Origin of the sequence: Actinoplanes sp. NPDC051346 (genome assembly GCF_040682215.1) — a bacterium.
Lineage (GTDB): Bacteria > Actinomycetota > Actinomycetes > Mycobacteriales > Micromonosporaceae > Actinoplanes.
Map to the genome: position 1 here is coordinate 25,236 of NZ_JBFBAJ010000015.1, position 15,247 is coordinate 40,482.

12 protein-coding genes are annotated in these 15,247 nt (G+C 70.8%); 5 read left to right on the forward strand and 7 right to left on the reverse strand.

Annotated elements, in window-relative coordinates; all coding sequences use genetic code 11:
* The first annotated feature begins 12 nt into the window (after positions 1–12).
* On the forward strand, positions 13–1,125 hold the full coding sequence (locus AB0M36_RS30835) for a uroporphyrinogen-III synthase (RefSeq protein WP_364164616.1): 1,113 nt from the start codon (positions 13–15) through the stop codon (positions 1,123–1,125).
* Positions 1,126–1,173: 48 nt separating this feature from the next.
* On the opposite strand, the gene AB0M36_RS30840 is transcribed toward AB0M36_RS30835, so the two are convergent.
* The 4 genes from AB0M36_RS30840 to AB0M36_RS30855 all read right to left on the reverse strand — a co-directional run bounded on the left by AB0M36_RS30840 (position 1,174) and on the right by AB0M36_RS30855 (position 5,799).
* Positions 1,174–1,794, reverse strand: a complete 621-nt coding sequence (locus tag AB0M36_RS30840) for an ATP/GTP-binding protein (RefSeq protein ID WP_364164618.1) — start codon at positions 1,792–1,794, stop codon at positions 1,174–1,176.
* A complete protein-coding gene (locus tag AB0M36_RS30845; RefSeq protein WP_364164620.1) occupies positions 1,775–2,137 on the reverse strand; it encodes a DUF742 domain-containing protein in 363 nt (120 codons plus the stop codon). The genes AB0M36_RS30840 and AB0M36_RS30845 overlap by 20 nt, the downstream gene beginning before the upstream one ends.
* A 90-nt stretch (positions 2,138–2,227) precedes the next feature.
* Positions 2,228–2,641 carry a roadblock/LC7 domain-containing protein gene (locus AB0M36_RS30850; RefSeq protein WP_364164623.1) on the reverse strand — a complete coding sequence of 138 codons (414 nt, stop codon included), beginning with the start codon at positions 2,639–2,641 and terminating at the stop codon, positions 2,228–2,230.
* A complete protein-coding gene (locus AB0M36_RS30855; RefSeq protein ID WP_364164937.1) occupies positions 2,638–5,799 on the reverse strand; it encodes a nitrate- and nitrite sensing domain-containing protein in 3,162 nt (1,053 codons plus the stop codon). Before AB0M36_RS30855 ends, AB0M36_RS30850 begins: the two co-directional genes overlap by 4 nt.
* Positions 5,800–6,332: 533 nt before the next feature.
* Here AB0M36_RS30855 and AB0M36_RS30860 point away from each other — a divergent pair.
* Positions 6,333–7,493, forward strand: coding sequence for an ABC transporter substrate-binding protein (locus AB0M36_RS30860; protein ID WP_364164626.1), 1,161 nt, complete (start codon positions 6,333–6,335; stop codon positions 7,491–7,493).
* 142 nt (positions 7,494–7,635) lie between these two features.
* On the opposite strand, the gene AB0M36_RS30865 is transcribed toward AB0M36_RS30860, so the two are convergent.
* Both AB0M36_RS30865 and AB0M36_RS30870 read right to left on the reverse strand, forming a co-directional pair.
* A complete protein-coding gene (locus AB0M36_RS30865; RefSeq protein WP_364164629.1) occupies positions 7,636–8,460 on the reverse strand; it encodes an ABC transporter permease in 825 nt (274 codons plus the stop codon).
* A gap of 62 nt (positions 8,461–8,522) precedes the next feature.
* Positions 8,523–9,566, reverse strand: a complete 1,044-nt coding sequence (locus tag AB0M36_RS30870; RefSeq protein WP_364164632.1) for an ABC transporter substrate-binding protein — start codon at positions 9,564–9,566, stop codon at positions 8,523–8,525.
* A 233-nt stretch (positions 9,567–9,799) separates the two neighbouring features.
* Between AB0M36_RS30870 and AB0M36_RS30875 the strand changes: the two genes are divergently transcribed.
* From AB0M36_RS30875 to AB0M36_RS30885, 3 genes are all read left to right on the forward strand, one after another.
* On the forward strand, positions 9,800–10,549 hold the full coding sequence (locus tag AB0M36_RS30875; RefSeq protein ID WP_364164940.1) for an ABC transporter ATP-binding protein: 750 nt from the start codon (positions 9,800–9,802) through the stop codon (positions 10,547–10,549).
* A gap of 7 nt (positions 10,550–10,556) precedes the next feature.
* On the forward strand, positions 10,557–11,510 hold the full coding sequence (locus AB0M36_RS30880; protein WP_364164635.1) for an LLM class F420-dependent oxidoreductase: 954 nt from the start codon (positions 10,557–10,559) through the stop codon (positions 11,508–11,510).
* Positions 11,511–11,639: 129 nt separating this feature from the next.
* Positions 11,640–13,478, forward strand: a complete 1,839-nt coding sequence (locus AB0M36_RS30885; RefSeq protein ID WP_364164638.1) for a hypothetical protein — start codon at positions 11,640–11,642, stop codon at positions 13,476–13,478.
* A 161-nt stretch (positions 13,479–13,639) separates the two neighbouring features.
* On the opposite strand, the gene thiC is transcribed toward AB0M36_RS30885, so the two are convergent.
* Positions 13,640–15,235: a phosphomethylpyrimidine synthase ThiC gene (gene thiC, locus AB0M36_RS30890; RefSeq protein WP_364164641.1), complete on the reverse strand. Its 1,596-nt coding sequence runs from the start codon at positions 15,233–15,235 to the stop codon at positions 13,640–13,642.
* Between the last annotated feature and the right edge of the window lie 12 nt (positions 15,236–15,247).

Here is a 15,247-nt window from a genome sequence, read left to right on the forward strand (position 1 = left end):
ACGCGGCGGTCGGTGATCACGGCCTCGGCGCTGACGGAACCGACGGCGTCATTGTCCGGTTACACGGTCGGCGTCACGTCTGACCGCCGCCGTGACGAACTGGCCGCCCTGTTCGCGCGTCGCGGCGCCCGGGTCGTGCTGGCACCGGCGTTGCGCATCGTGCCGACAGCCGACGACGCCGAACTGCGCGCGGCCACCCGCGCCTGCCTCGACTCGTCACCCGACATCGTGCTGGTCGGCACCGACGTCGGCCTGCGTGGCTGGCTCGCGGCGGCCGAGGCTTGGGGAATGGCCGAGCCGCTGCGCGCCATGCTGCTGCGCTCCTGTCTTGTGGCACGCGGGCCGCAGGCGAGGGCCGCGACTCACTGCGCGGGGCCGCTCGCCCGCTGGTCTCCGCAGGACGAGAGCACCGAGGAGGTCATCGACCACCTCACCTCCCGGGGCGTCGCGGGCTTGACCGTGGCAATGCACCTCCATGGCGAGAGCCAGGCGGAGTCCGCGGAGGCCCTGCGCGCCGCCGGGGCGCGGGTAGTCGAGGTGCCGGCGTACCGGTGGGCGCCGCCGATCGACCCGGCACCGCTGCAGCGACTGGTGGACCTCGTCGCCGGCCGGCTTGTGGACGCGGTGACCTTCACCTCGGCACCCGCCGTGACCGCCGTGCTGAGTGCGGCCGGTCAGAGCACCGAGCGGCTGCTGGAGGCGTTACGCGAGGACGTGCTCGCCGCCTGCGTCGGGCCGGTGACCGCCGCGCCGCTGCGCGAGCACGACGTTCCGGTGATCGCGCCGGCGCGTGCTCGGCTGGGGGCCCTGGTCCGTACGGTCGTAGCGGAACTGCCGGACCGGGCGCTGACCATCGAGGTCGCCGGGCACCGCCTGACCCTGCGTGGGCACGCCGCGATCGTCGACGGTGAGCTGAGGTCGCTGGCGCCGGCCCCGATGGCGGTGCTGCGCGCGCTCGCCGCGGCACCGGGCCGAGTGTTGTCCCGCGCGGCGCTGCTTCGCACCCTTCCGCGCGGCGCCGACGAGCACGCCGTGGAGATGGCCGTGGCACGGCTGCGCGCCGGGCTGGGCCTGCCCGGCGTGATCCAGACCGTGGTCAGACGCGGCTACCGGCTGCCGGGCTGAGCAAGCGGTGATCCGTCCGCCAGGCACGGACCACCGCCGACAACCCGCCTATCCCACCGGAGTAGGAAAGCCTCGCTCCTGCTCGGCCACCAGCGTGCGCATCGCGTGCTCCACGACGCCCACCAGCACGTGCCGCACCGAGTCACGATGCCGCGCGTCACACATGATCAACGGCACGCGCGGCGAGATGGCCAGCGCCTCACGCACCTCGTCCGGCTCGTACTGGGGCGCGCCGTCGAAACGGTTCAGCGCGACCAGGTACGGCAGATGCCGATTCTCGAAATAGTCGAGCGGCGCGAAGGCGTCGGAGATGCGACGGGTGTCCACCAGCACGGCCGCGCCCACGGCACCCCGGATCAGCTCGTCCCACATGAACCAGAAACGGGTCTGTCCCGGCGTACCGAACAGGTACAGGATCAGGTCCTCGGCCATGGTGATGCGGCCGAAGTCCATCGCTACCGTGGTCGTCTCCTTGCCCGGCACCTTGGACGCGTCGTCGATGCCCTGCCCCGCCGAGGTCATCACAGCCTCGGTGGTCAGGGGCTCGATCTCGGAGACCGCGCCGACCAGCGTCGTCTTGCCCACGCCGAAGCCACCAGCGATGACGATCTTCGCGGAGGTGATCTCCTTGGGTTGCGCCCCCGCCCGCTCAGAGCTTGCGAAGTCCACTCAACACCCTTTCCAGCAGATCCATCCGCTCCGTGAAACCTTTCTTGGGAGCGGCGCTGTGCAGCGACAACATCCCGTCGGCGACCATGTCGGCGACGAGTACCCGGGCGACTCCCAGCGGGAGCCTGCTGTAGGCCGCGATCTCGGCCAAAGACTGTGCCCGGGGCTCACACAGCACGGCTATGCGGTACTTGTCGTGCCCGGCGAACCGGGCTTCGGAAACTGCGGCCTGGCTGGCCACCAGAACCGCCTCGATGGGTATCTCGCGGCGCGGCTCCGTCCGGCCCCGGGTGACCGCGTACGGTCGGACCAGATTGCCGCGGGGATCGTGCGGCTGTCCCATCGAGCGGTCACCTCCTTCCGGCTGTTGTCGGACGCGCCCTGACGGTCGTGGGGATCGGCCCGCGGATCTTGGCGGCCCGCGGGACGGTCCCTATACCTGCCCGGCGACGGCCTCCCGTGGCGCCGGCACCAGCGCGGCGCCGACCCGCTCGACGAGCAGCGCCATCTCATAACCGACCTGACCGACGTCACAGCTGCGGGCGGCCAGTACGGCCATCGACGATCCGTCGCTGATGGACATGAGGAAGAGGTAACCGCTGTCCATTTCGATGATCGTCTGCTGCACCTGACCGGCGTCGAACATGCGGGACGCACCGTCGGTGAGGCTGACCACCCCGGAGGTGATCGCCGCGAGCTGGTCGGCACGGTCCGTCGGCAGATCCCGCGACGAGGCCAGGAGCAGGCCGTCGGCGGAGACCGCGACCACGTGGGCGATGCCCGCCACGCTGTCGGCGAAGTTGCTGAGCAGCCAGCCCATGTCCTGCATGGTGGGGGGCCTGGTCACTGTCCGTTCTCCTTAGGAGCAGGGGCGCCCGCGACAGCTTCCTCGCTGCCCGCCGTACGCCCTCGTTGCACACCCCGGTGGTACGCGGAGAGGAGGCCGCGTACCTCGTCCGGGCTGCGCCGTGTCTGGTTGCGCGGGTTGCTCTCGACCCCACCCGGCACCAACTGCGCCTGGGGTACCCGCTTGGGTAGACCGGATCGGGTGGTGTCGGTGACGGTGGGTTCCGCCGCCGCCATCGCCCGTTCCCAGCCGTCGTCGGCGGCCGTACGCCAGGCGTCCTCCGCCGACCTGCGAGGGCGAGGCACGGACTGGCCGCCACCGTCCGTGTCGGTCTCCGCCGTCCGCGTGCCACCGCGCCGGGCGGCCTCGGCTCCCCTGGCCGCCGGAGCCGATGCCTGAGGCACCACGACGGCGGGAGACACCGGAACCGTGGGGGACATGGGAACCGGGGACAGCGGAGCCACGGACGTCGGGGCCGACGGAGCCGATGTGACGGTCGAGGAGTTCGGCGGCGGGGCGAAGCCGGCAGTCGGCATGCCCCACTCCTCGGTTATCGATCCTTCATGGCCCTTGAACCAGCTCTGTTGCATCTGCAGGAAGATAGGGGCGGCTTCGGGCCGCTCTTCCCGCGGTGTCGGCAGTGGAGGCGGCGGCGGAGGCGGCATCGCGGCGAGGGCGGCTCCCCAGCCGTTCGCCTCGGGGCCCGCGGGGCGCCGCGCCGCGCTGCCATCGGGAGTCACGAACCCCAGCGTGGGGGGCGGCGGCTGCGACGCCTCCGGTCGCATGGTCGGGTACGCCATCGTCGGGGATCCGGCGTCCCAGGCCGAGGTCCGCGCCGGTTCGGCGTCGACCGGCTGGGCGACCCGGGTGGGCAACGGCGGCCGGTCGTCGGCACCGCGCTTGGGCAGCGCCGGCCGGTTCGGCGTCGGGAAGCCGTCGCCCGTGGCGGGGCGCTGCGACGGCAGTAGCGGCAGGTGCGGATGGGCGGGGATCGCCGGCTGCTGCGGCCGCGCCGAGATCGTCGGAAGGTCGGCCTCGTCGGTTCGTGGATGGCCGTCCCCAAGGTCCGGCCGCCCCGAGTTCGGCACGATCGCCGGCAGGGTGGCCGTCACCGCGGCGCTGTGGCCCAGCGGCATCGGATCGTTCCAACCGGTCGGCGCGGTGTCGAGCTGACGGTTGCCGGGGGTGTGCGGGTCCGCCGGCCGGCTCCCGGGCAGCACCACGATGTTGTTCGGCAGCACGACCTGCGCCACCGTGCCGCCCTCCAGGTTGGCGCGCAGCTCGACGCGGATGCCGTACCGGCTGGCGAGGCGGCTGACGACGGCGAGACCCATGAGCCGGAAGGCAGCCACGTCGACGTCGGGCGTCTGGGCCAGGCGCCGGTTGAGGCCGTCCATCTGCTCCTCGGACATGCCGAGGCCCCGGTCCTCGACCTGGATGACCACGTAGTCGCGGATGCGCCGCCCGTCCGCGACCACCACCGAGTTCGGCGGCGAGAAGCGGGTGGCGTTGTCCAGGAGCTCCGCGACGAGCCGCACCACGTCGTTGACCGCGACGGCGGCGATGGAGATGTCGGTGTCCACCGTCCCGAACTCGATGCGGTTGTAGAGCTCGACCTCGGACTGCGCGGCACGCAGCGCGTCGACCACGAGCGCGTCCTCGCGCCGCGGCGCGCTGGAGTCGGCTCCCGCGAGGACGAGCAGATTCTCGTCGTTGCGGCGCATCCGGGTCGCGAGGTGGTCGAGTTCGAAGAGCTGAGCGAGCCGCTTCGGATCCTCTTCCCCGCGCTCGATCTGGTCGAGCTCGCCGATCATGCGGTCGACCAGGTTCTGCGAGCGGCGGGCCAGGTTGAGGAACATCGCCGAGACGCTCGTACGCAGTGCGGCCTGCTCGGCGGCGATCCGGACGGCCTCCCGGTGGACCACGTTGAAGGCCTGCGCCACCTGGCCGACCTCGTCGCGGTTCCTGAGCCGGATCGGGTCGCGCACCTGGCGGAGGATGTCCTCGGCGCCGCCCTCGCCCAGGTTGCGGGCGTCGCGCAGCCGGGCGACGGCTTCGGGCAGGTCGCGGTGGGCCACCGCGAGGGCTCCCTCGCGCAGCCTGCGCAGCGAGAGGTTGAGCGAACGGGCCAGCACGACCGCAAGCGCGATCGCGATGATCAGGGTGAGCAGCACCAGTGCCGCTTCGATGGCGGCCTGCCGGGTGACCGCGGCGCTCTCGCCGGTCGCCTGCCGCAGCGCCTGGTCCTCGAGCCGCTGCTCGGCCCAGCGCATGAGGTCGACGACGGATCCCATGGACTGGGTGATGTCGCCCGGGGTGACCGCCGCGCCCCGGACCAGCTGGGTCGCGATCTGGTCGGCGAGGTTGACCGCGTCGCCCGCGACCGTGTTGTCGACCAGGGCCTGCTGCTCGGGGGTGGCGACCAGGGCGAAGCCCTCGAGGGCCTCCTGCTGGCCGGTCTGCGTGGAGGTGAAGACGGACAACTGCTCGTCGCTCGTGTCGCCGGCGACTCGGGCGGCGTACGCAACCGCCTCCTGCTCGGCGGTCCCCGCCTTGGCCCGGGTGAACGCCGAGACGGCCCGCAGGCTGTCGGCGACCGCGCCCTCCCCGGCGTACTGACTGAGCAGCTCGCCGTAGCCGACAAGATCGGTGATGACGACCCCGTAGCGCAACACGGCCTCGGCGACGGCGATCTCGTCGCGATCCGTGATCTTCTTCCGGGTGGCGTCCATAGTGCGCAGATGATCATCGATCCGGGTCAATCGAGCTTGCAGGGCCGCCGGCGGCTCGCCCTGCGCCCGTCGCGCCACGGTGTATTCCGAGATCCGCCGATCACTCTCCGCAATGACAGCGTTGTAACTCTCCGGCTTGGCGACCCGGTCCGCCAGATATTCGGCGGCCGTCATCCGTTCCTGGTGAAGCTGATGGGTCAACTCGGAGACGTCCGTGGACAGCCGGGTCAGACCCTCCACCTGGCCCGCGTCGAGGGCGCGACCGCCGACGTCGACGAGCCGCACGGCGGCGAGCGCGAGCACCGCGAGCAGGGGCACGAAGAGAATAAGGGCGAGCTTGGAACGGATGCGCGTGTCACGCAGCCGCGGGAACCACCCACGACGCTCGCGACCGGCGCCGCCCCAATCGCCGTCCTGGCTGCTCAGGGCGGGATCGATGGGGGTGCGCGCGAGGTCGGTCGAGGCCTGGGCCGAAGATCCGGTGCTCACGACATCTCCTCGTTGATCATCCCCGCATCTCTTCGCCCGCCCGGTCGCTGCCGCCCGGGCCAAACCGACGACTGCGGCAAGGCTCGAGCCACACGCGGCACGGCCGCGATTTCATCAGAGTCGGCAACCGTTTGGGAAGCCCGAGACTCCCCGGAAACAGGGTTCACGGACGCCTGGCAATCACCGTTACGGGTCGACAAGCGACAGTGCGTAGGCGTTGACGTGCGCGAATGTAACCGAAACAACGGTACGTGTCGACACAGTGACGCTCATCCATCAAGATTCCAACCACTATGTGGGATCCCCGTCCCGCACACCACGTCGGGTGCGGCTTGACCAGCAACCTTCACGTTGGCAAGGTTTGGCGCGATTGGACGGACGGGCTGTCCGTGTTTTCGCGGTCCACTCCGGACAACATCGCGTTTCTCAGGACACATCTTGTCCGGCTCCGCCCTCGAGGAGGCACCCCAGTGAGGCTCCCCCGTCGCCTGACGGCGTCCGCCGCCGCATCGGCGCTCGTCATATCCGCGCTCACGGGCTGCGACTCCGGCAGCGAACCCGGCGAGAAGCCCACCATCGTCATCGGCGCCGACCTGGCATCGGGCTCGGCGATGGACGCCGCGTACGCCCGCGCGCTGCAACTCCGGGTCGAGCAGGTCAACGCATCCGGCCTACTCGGCAAGCACAACCTCGTGCTCCGCATCCAGGACAACAAATCCGATCCGACCGCGTCGCTGCGCAACATCAGCACGCTCGCCGACGACGCGTCGGTCGCCGCGATCATCACCGGCGGCTGCAACGAATGCGTGGTCGGCGCCGCCAAGGCGATCAACGACAAGCGGGTACCCACCATCGCCCTGGCCGCGGCCGACGAGGTCAGCTCCCCGGTCGAGAGCCGCAGGTACATCTTCAAGCTCGGCCCCAACGCGAACGACAGCGCGGCCGCACTCGTCGCCGAACTGGTCCGCACCCACACCAAGTCGGTCGCCCTGCTCTACTCCGACGATCTCTACGGCGAAGGCGGCCGCGTCCGCATGACGGCACAGCTGTCGCGCGCCGGCATCCGGGTCACCAACCACCTGCCGGTCAAGCCGACCGCCACGGACGTCACCCAGACCGTCGGCACGCTGACCGACTCCGAACCGGACGCCCTCGTCGTCTGGACCGGCCCGGACCAGGCGACACTCGCCGCGATGAGCGCCAAGGTCGCCGGCTACCAGGGCCGCCTCTACTTCGACGCGGCGGCCGCGGGCGATCTCTTCCTGCCCCAGGAAGCCGCGGCGGCCACGAGCAACACCACCATGGTGTTCACGCAGATCCTCGCGATCGACGACGTGATCGCGACGACACCGGCCAAAGCCGCCCGCAAGCAGTGGTTCCGCGACTACACCTCCCGCTACGGCAGCTACTCGGGAGTCGCCTCGTTCGGCGCCGACGCGGTGAGCTTGATCGCCGCCGCGGTCGCGAAGGCCGGCGGCGATCGCCAGCAGATCCGCGACATCCTGGAGACGTCACAGACCGACGGCCTGTCCGGGCCGATCCGACTCACCCCGGACAACCACTCGGGCCTCATGCCGCAGGCACTGACACTGCTGGTCGCCCGCAGCGGCCGCTGGCGCCTGCTGAGCTGAGGAATCCGAGACCCAGGAACACCGGCGCCCACTTTCCGGGTACGGACTCAGCACCGCGCACCTCAGCCGCGACTCAACGCCGCGGCGGCCACAAATTCGGCTCGCCGCGGCGTCCACGGGCCCAGGCTCACCGGGCACAGGCTCAGCGCGCTGAAGTTGTCGCCCGTACCCATGGCAGCGCGAGCCACTCGATGAGCACCAGCAGGTAATACAGCACGATGCTCACCAGGGCGAGCAGCGTGATCGCGGCGAACGCCGTGGGGGTGTCGCCCTGGCCGCTGGTCTGCACGATGATCATGCCCAGGCCGGTCTCGCCGTACTGCATCTCGCCGACCACCACGCCGATCACCGCGAGCGGCATGGCGACCTTGAGGCCGACGAAGATCTGGGGCAGGGCGGCGGGCAGCCGGACCCGCCAGAAGATCTGTGCCCATGAGGCGTCCATGGAGCGGGCCAACTCGGCCAGGTCCACCGGAGTGGTGGTCAGCCCGGTCGCCGTGGAAAGCACGATCGGAAAGAAACACACCATGAACGCCATGGCCAGGACCGGGGTCTGGCCGTACCCGAACCAGATCAGCATCAGCGGCGCGAGCGCGACCTTGGGGACCGCGTTGAACGCCACCAGCAGCGGGGAGAACATCCGCTCGACCGGACGCCAGGCGGCGATGGCCACGCCGATCAGCACACCGATGACCAGCGAGATGCCGAAGCCGAGCACGGTCGACACGGCGGTGTGCCAGGCCTCGACGAGCAGCAGCTCGCGGTAGCGGTCGAAACCGTCGGCCACGTCGGACGGACTCGGCAGCACCACCGTGTTGATCTCGAGGAACGCGGTGGCGGTCCACCACGCGACGACCGCGGCGGCCAGGCCGAGAAGCGGCCACAGCAGGGCACCGAGCGTACGGCGGGGAACGGGCGCCGCGGCCGGCGCCGTCGCGGACGCGGGCGTGCTCGCCAGGTCAGTCATGTCTCATCGCTTCCTCCGCCGGTCGCGGGGCGCCGAGCGGGGCACCCCGCGACCGGACCGGATCAGGCGTTCGGCACCAGGTCGAACGTGATGACCTGCTCGGGCGTGAGCCCGGCGGGGATCTGCCCGGAGCCCTGCAGGATCGCGATGCTGCGCGCCACGCGCTGGCTGTCCAGAGCGCCCACCGGCACGCCGGAGGCCTCCGAGCGCACGAACGGACCCATCAGCGTCAGCTCCGCGGAGGCCGACTCGGGGTTCGTGGTCGGCACGTACTTCTTCAGAATCGTGCCGGCCTCGCCGGGATTGGCGATCGAGTCCTGGAGGCCCTTGAGCAGCGCCGCGGTGAACTTCTTGACCTTGTCAGGATTGTCCTTGGCGTACTGGGAGGACGTGATCAGCACGTTGCCGTAGAGATCCTGGAGGTAGTCGCTGTAGGGCAGCAACACCGCGGGCTTCTTCGCGATGCCCTCGATGGTGGGCTTGCCGACCACGAACTGTCCGATGCCGTCCACCTTGTGCTGTGCCAGCGTGCCGAACAGCGTCTGCGCCGTACCGTTCTCGAACTTGACCTTGGTCGCGTCCACGTTGGCCAGCTTGGCGTACGTGGGGAAAAGGTTGCGCACGACCGAGCCGGGGGTGTCCGCGATGGTCTTGCCCTCGAGATCCTTGGGCGTGGTGATGCCGTAGCCGTCCAGCGACATGATCGCCGCCATGGTGCGCTGCTGGATCGCCGCCACGGCGGTGAATCCGGTGATCTTCGGCGCGCCACCGGATCCGCCCGCGGCGAGCAGGCCTCCGGTGAGGTCGATCGGCACGAACTGCGCCTGCCCACCGACGATCGACTTGACGTTGTCGCCGCTGCCGTTGCCCGGCTTGATCTCCACGTCGAAGCCGGCGTCGCGGAAGTAACCCTTTTCCTTTGCCACATACGCGAATGCGTCGCGGCCGAAGGTGCCGAACGACGTCAGGTAGGTGACCTTCTCCAGCGCCTGCGTGCCGCCGGCCGCGCCCTTGTCGTCCGCGTCGTCGCTGCAACCGGCAGCGGCGGCGAGGGTCGTGGCCAGCGCGGCGGCCACGAACGTGCGGGTGAATGTCCTTCTGTGCACCGTGTTCCTTCCCAACCGAGGGGGTGTTGAGGCGGTCGGCGTCGCCGGCGGAGGGGCCGTGGCGCCGGATGGTGGTGTGACGACCTCGCGGCGTTAGCGTATGGGAACAGACATCGATCATCGATGACAGATGTGCATCGAAGACCCTTTGTGGACAGGCTCGCCACAGCGGCGGAACATGATATGGCTACAGTGGCAGCGCATTGATCACCCTCCATCGGGAGCGCGCGCAGATGATCCGTCTCTCCGGTGTCTCCCGATCCTTTACGGGACGTTCCGGCACCGTGCACGCCTTGAGCGCCATCGACCTCGAGGTCGCGGAGGCCGAGTTCGTCGCCGTGCTGGGCCGCTCCGGTTGCGGCAAGTCCACTCTGCTACGTCTCATCGCCGGCCTGCTCCCGACCACATCGGGAGAGGTACACGTATCAGGCGACCGAGTGACGAAACCCCGCCGCGATATGGCGATGATGTTTCAGCGGCCGGCCCTGCTGCCGTGGCGCTCGGTGCTCGACAACGTCCTGCTGCCGGTGCAGATCTTCGGCTGGAGGAAGGCCGCCCACCGCGAGCGGGCCCACGAGTTGCTCGCTATGACCGGACTGTCCGGGTTCGAGCGGAGATTTCCCCACGAACTCTCGGGCGGCATGCAGCAACGGGTCGCGCTCTGCCGCTCGCTGATCGCGAACCCTCGCGTGATGCTCATGGACGAGCCGTTCTCCGCGCTCGACGCGCTCACCCGGGAGGAGCTGTCGGGTGAGTTGCAACGTGTGCACATGGAGCTGAACACGACCATCGTCCTGGTCACCCACTCGATCGACGAGGCGGTCCTGCTCGCCGACCGGGTCGTGGTGCTCAGCCCCCGGCCGGGCCGCATCCGCGAGATCCTCGACATCAAGATCCCCCGGCCGCGCACCCTGGGCCGCGGCGCCCACCTCACCGAAGTCGCCCGGTGCAGCGCCGAGCTGCACGAACTGCTGATGGCCTAGGAATTCGATGCGCGTCTGCCTGTTCGTCGAGCCGCACCGCGGCGCCACCTATGACGACCAACTCGCCCTTGCCCGGCACGCCGAGGAGGCCGGTTTCGACGGGTTCTTCCGGGCCGATCACTACCAGTCGATGGGCGCCGACCCGGGCCTGCCGGGGCCGACCGACGCCTGGATCACCCTGGCGGGACTGGCCCGCGAGACCTCCCGGCTGCGGCTGGGCACGCTGGTCAACGCCGCCACGTTCCGGCTGCCCGGACCACTGGCGATCATGGTCGCCCAGGTGGACGCGATGAGCGGCGGCCGGGTCGAGCTCGGCATGGGCGCGGGCTGGCTCGAGCGTGAGCACACCTCCTACGGCATCCCGTTCCCGCCGCTGGCCGAACGCTTCGACCGGATGGCCGAGCAGCTCGCCATCATCACCGGCCTGTGGGCCACCCCGGACGGCGCCACCTACTCCTACGACGGCAAGCACTACCGGCTGCTCGACGCCCCGGCGCTGCCCAAGCCGGTGCAGCGGCCCGGACCGCCGGTGATCGTCGGCGGCCGGGGCCCGCGGCGCACGCCGGAACTCGCCGCCCGCTTCGCGGACGAATTCAACATGCCGTTCAAGACGGTCGCGGAAACGGCGGCGGCCTTCGATCGGGTACGCCGGGCCTGCGACACGTACGCCCGACCGGCCGACCGTCCCCTGACATTGTCGGCGGGTGTCGTGGTCGCGCTGGGGCGCACGGACGCCGAAGCGCACCGCCGCGCGGCGCCGCTCCACGTGCCGAGCGCCCTGCCGCCGGAGGACCCAGTGGTCGGCTCGCCGGACGCGCTGGTGCAGCGCCTCGGCGAGCTGGCGGAGATCGGCGCGACCCGGGTGCACGTACGGATCATCGAAATGGCCGACCTTGACCACGTCGACCTGATCGCCGAGAGTGTCCTCCCCCAGCTCGACACCGCTAACCCGAAAGTGTGACCCTGGGTAACGGAAACAGTCACCGAAGTGGCGCTCGATGCCGATGCCGGCCGAACGCGCATGAGGTCAGCCTTAAGAACCGGTCTCGCGACTAGCGGGTCCCCCTGGATGTTCCGTAACCTGCCCGCCATGGCGTTTCGGACGTGGGCCAAGCTTTTGTCGGCCACCCTCGGCGTGGGCGTGCTCGCGGGCGCGAGCCAGCTGGGGCTGGCATACGGCTTGGGCATCGTGCGCCTGACCCGGGTCCTCGAGATCACCGCGCGTGATCAGTGGACCGCCCAACTCGCCTGGGTCGCCTGGTTCCCGATGACGGCCGCGGTGGTCGCCGCCCTGGCCGGCACGGCGTACGTGCGCCGATGGGCACCGGGCTTCCGCGGCGGCACCGGCACCGAAATGGCGTTCGCCGCCGCCGCGGCACTCGGCTCGGCCGTGGTCGTGCCACTCACCATGCAGCCCGCTCGAACGGCACAGGTCGCCGGGGTGAACCCGGTGCTTGTCATCGCGATCTGCGCGGGGCTGGGCGCACTGGTGGGCATCTTCGCCGCGTGGGCCGCACTCGCCCAGGCGGTGGCCCGCTGGAGCCTGATCACGATGGGCGCCGCGATCTGGCTCGTCGCCCTCGTCTCCGTCATGCCGTCGCTCGCCCCCGGCGACCCGCTGCCCGCCGTACGGTTGGGTGTCCTCGACGCGGCCTTCCTGGCACCGGCAGTGACCCAGCGAACGGCCCTGGCCACGATGCCCGCGCTGGCCCTGCTCGCCGGCGCCGCCCTCGGCTGGGCCGCCCGCCGGCGCGAACTGCCGACGCTGACCATCGCCCTGGCCGGCCTGCCCGGTCCGGCGCTGCTGACCGTCTCCTACCTGATCGCGGGTCCCGGCGCGGGCGCCGACCGCTACCAGGTGGTGCCCTACTGGGCGGCGATGACCGCCACCGGCGCCGGCGTCCTGGGCTCCGTGCTGGCCGCGGTGGTGCGGCGCGCACCCAGCCCGGAGGACGACGACTCCCAGGCTGAGGCAGACTCGCAGGCCACGGCTACCGCGAACCGGCCGCCTCTGCCACAACGCGCCGGCAAGCAGGAACCGGCCATCGCGGCGGCCGGCGCCCGGCCGCCGGAACCATCCTCGAGCCCATCGGCGGCCACGCCGTCCGCCCCCGCGGACACCTCTGCCGGTCGGTCGACAGGGCCCGCTCAGGACACGGCTCCCCCTCCGACGGCATCCCCCACGCTGCGTCAGCATGGAGAGACCCCGGCTTTCGACGCCTCCGGCGGACGGCGTTCGAGTGCCGCGGACGCCTTCACCGGCCGCACCGGCGAGTTCCCCTCCCGCGGCGCGACTCCCCCGGAGCCGACCTCTTTCGATGGCTTCGGCCGCCACGCCGCGCCGGAGCCGACCCCGTATGTGCCGGAGCCCGCGACCCGCCCGCTGCCACCCGAAGCCGTGCAGCAAGCTACGGCGGAGCAGCCGCGCCCGGCCGCCGACCGGCCCAGCAGGAGCCGGCGCTCATCCGCCCGAGGCCGCGCGGACGTCCCGCCCCGCTCGGATTCGACACCGACGCTGCCTCAGCAGACCCCACGGACGCCGCGGACGCGACAGACCGCACGCACGGCGCAGCCCGCGCGGACACCGGAGACCGCAGGCACGCCGCAGACCGGGCGCACGCCGCAGACCACGCGCACGCCGCAGACCGCGCGGACACCGCTGGTTCCGGAGCCGACCGCGATCAGCCAGCCGCTGCCGCAACCGACCGCGGCGAGCGCACCACTGCCGACGCCACAACCTGTGAGCCCGTCACAGCCGAGGACGCCGCCGCAGCCGGTGGCCCCGGCACAGCGCCCGGCCGGTGATCCGCCGATGGCCGACTCCCCGGAGGACCCGGCCACGGGCGGCGGCCGCGGCCGAAAGAAGTTCGGGCTGCGCCGCCGCAAGGACGAGGACTTCGTCGACTGGGTCAGCGGCCTCGGCAAGTAACCCCAGCCAGCGGACCACCCGGACCGCCTCGGACACGGGCACCAAAACAGCCCGGCCGGACACCGCCAGCCGAGACACGGCCGAGACACGGCCAGCCCGGACGCGGTAACAGACACGGCCAGCCCGGACGCGGTAACAGACGCGGCCGGGCCGGACCCGGTCTAGTCGGAGGCGGAAGCCGTCGTCACCGGGAGGTAGACACGTCCTCCCGAGTTCAGGAACTCGTCGCTCTTGTCCTTCATCCCCTTCGCGGCATACTCCTTCAGCTCCTGAGTGATCTTCATGGAGCAGAACTTCGGACCGCACATCGAGCAGAAATGCGCCGTCTTCGCGGGCGCCGCGGGCAGCGTCGCGTCGTGGTATGCCCGGGCGGTGTCCGGGTCGAGCGCCAGGTTGAACTGGTCCTCCCAGCGGAACTCGAAGCGGGCCTTGGACAGCGCGTCGTCCCAGGCCTGCGCGCCGACGTGGCCCTTGGCGAGGTCGGCGGCGTGCGCGGCGATCTTGTAGGCGATCACGCCCGCCTTCACGTCGTCACGGTCCGGGAGGCCGAGGTGCTCCTTCGGCGTCACGTAGCAGAGCATCGCCGTGCCGAACATGCCGATCATCGCGGCGCCGATGGCGGAGGTGATGTGGTCGTACGCGGGCGCGATGTCCGTGGTCAGCGGCCCGAGTGTGTAGAACGGTGCCCCGGAGCAGAGCTCCTGCTGCAGGTCGACGTTCTCCTTGATCTTGTGCATCGGCACGTGGCCGGGCCCCTCGATCATCACCTGGACGCCGTGCTCCCAGGCCACGTGGGTGAGTTCCCCGAGCGTGCGCAGCTCCGCGAACTGGGCTTCGTCGTTGGCGTCCGCGATGGATCCCGGCCGCAGCCCGTCGCCCAGCGAGAAGGTCACGTCGTAGCGGGCGAGGATCTCGCACAGCTCGGCGAAATTCTCGTAGAGGAAATTCTCCCGGTGGTGGGCCAGGCACCAGGCCGCCATGATCGAGCCGCCGCGCGACACGATGCCCGTGACCCGGTTGACCGCGAGCGGCACGTACGGCAGCAACACTCCCGCGTGGACGGTCATGTAGTCGACGCCCTGCTCGGCCTGCTCGATCACGGTCTGCCGGAAGATCTCCCAGGAGAGCTTGACCGGGTCGCCGTCGACCTTCTCCAGCGCCTGGTAGATGGGCACCGTGCCGATCGGCACCGGGGAGTTGCGGATGATCGACTCACGGGTCTCGTGGATCCGCTTGCCGGTCGACAGGTCCATCACCGTGTCGGCGCCCCACTTGGTCGCCCAGGTCAGCTTGTCGACCTCCTCGGCGATCGAGGAGGTGACCGCGGACGTGCCGATGTTGGCGTTGACCTTCACCAGGAACCGGGAACCGATGATCATCGGCTCGCTCTCCGGGTGGTTGACGTTCACGGGAAGCACGGCCCGACCGGCCGCGATCTCCTCGCGCACAACCGACGCGTCGACGCCCTCGCGGATCGCGACGAACTCCATCTCGTCCGTGACGATGCCCGCGCGGGCGTAGGCGAGCTGAGTGGGTCGCTCACCCGCCAGGGGCGTCCCGCCGCCCGCGACCGGCGCGACGTCCCCCCGGGCGGCGATCCACGGGCCGCGCAGCGGGGGCAGGCCGACCTCCGGATCACTGCCCGGACCGGACGTGTCGTAGAGCCGGACGGGCGGATTGTCCCCGGTCAGCTCGACCTCGGCGAACGGCACCCGCAGGTCCGGCCGGGATCCCTCGACATACACCTTGCGCCTCATGTTTCCTCCCCA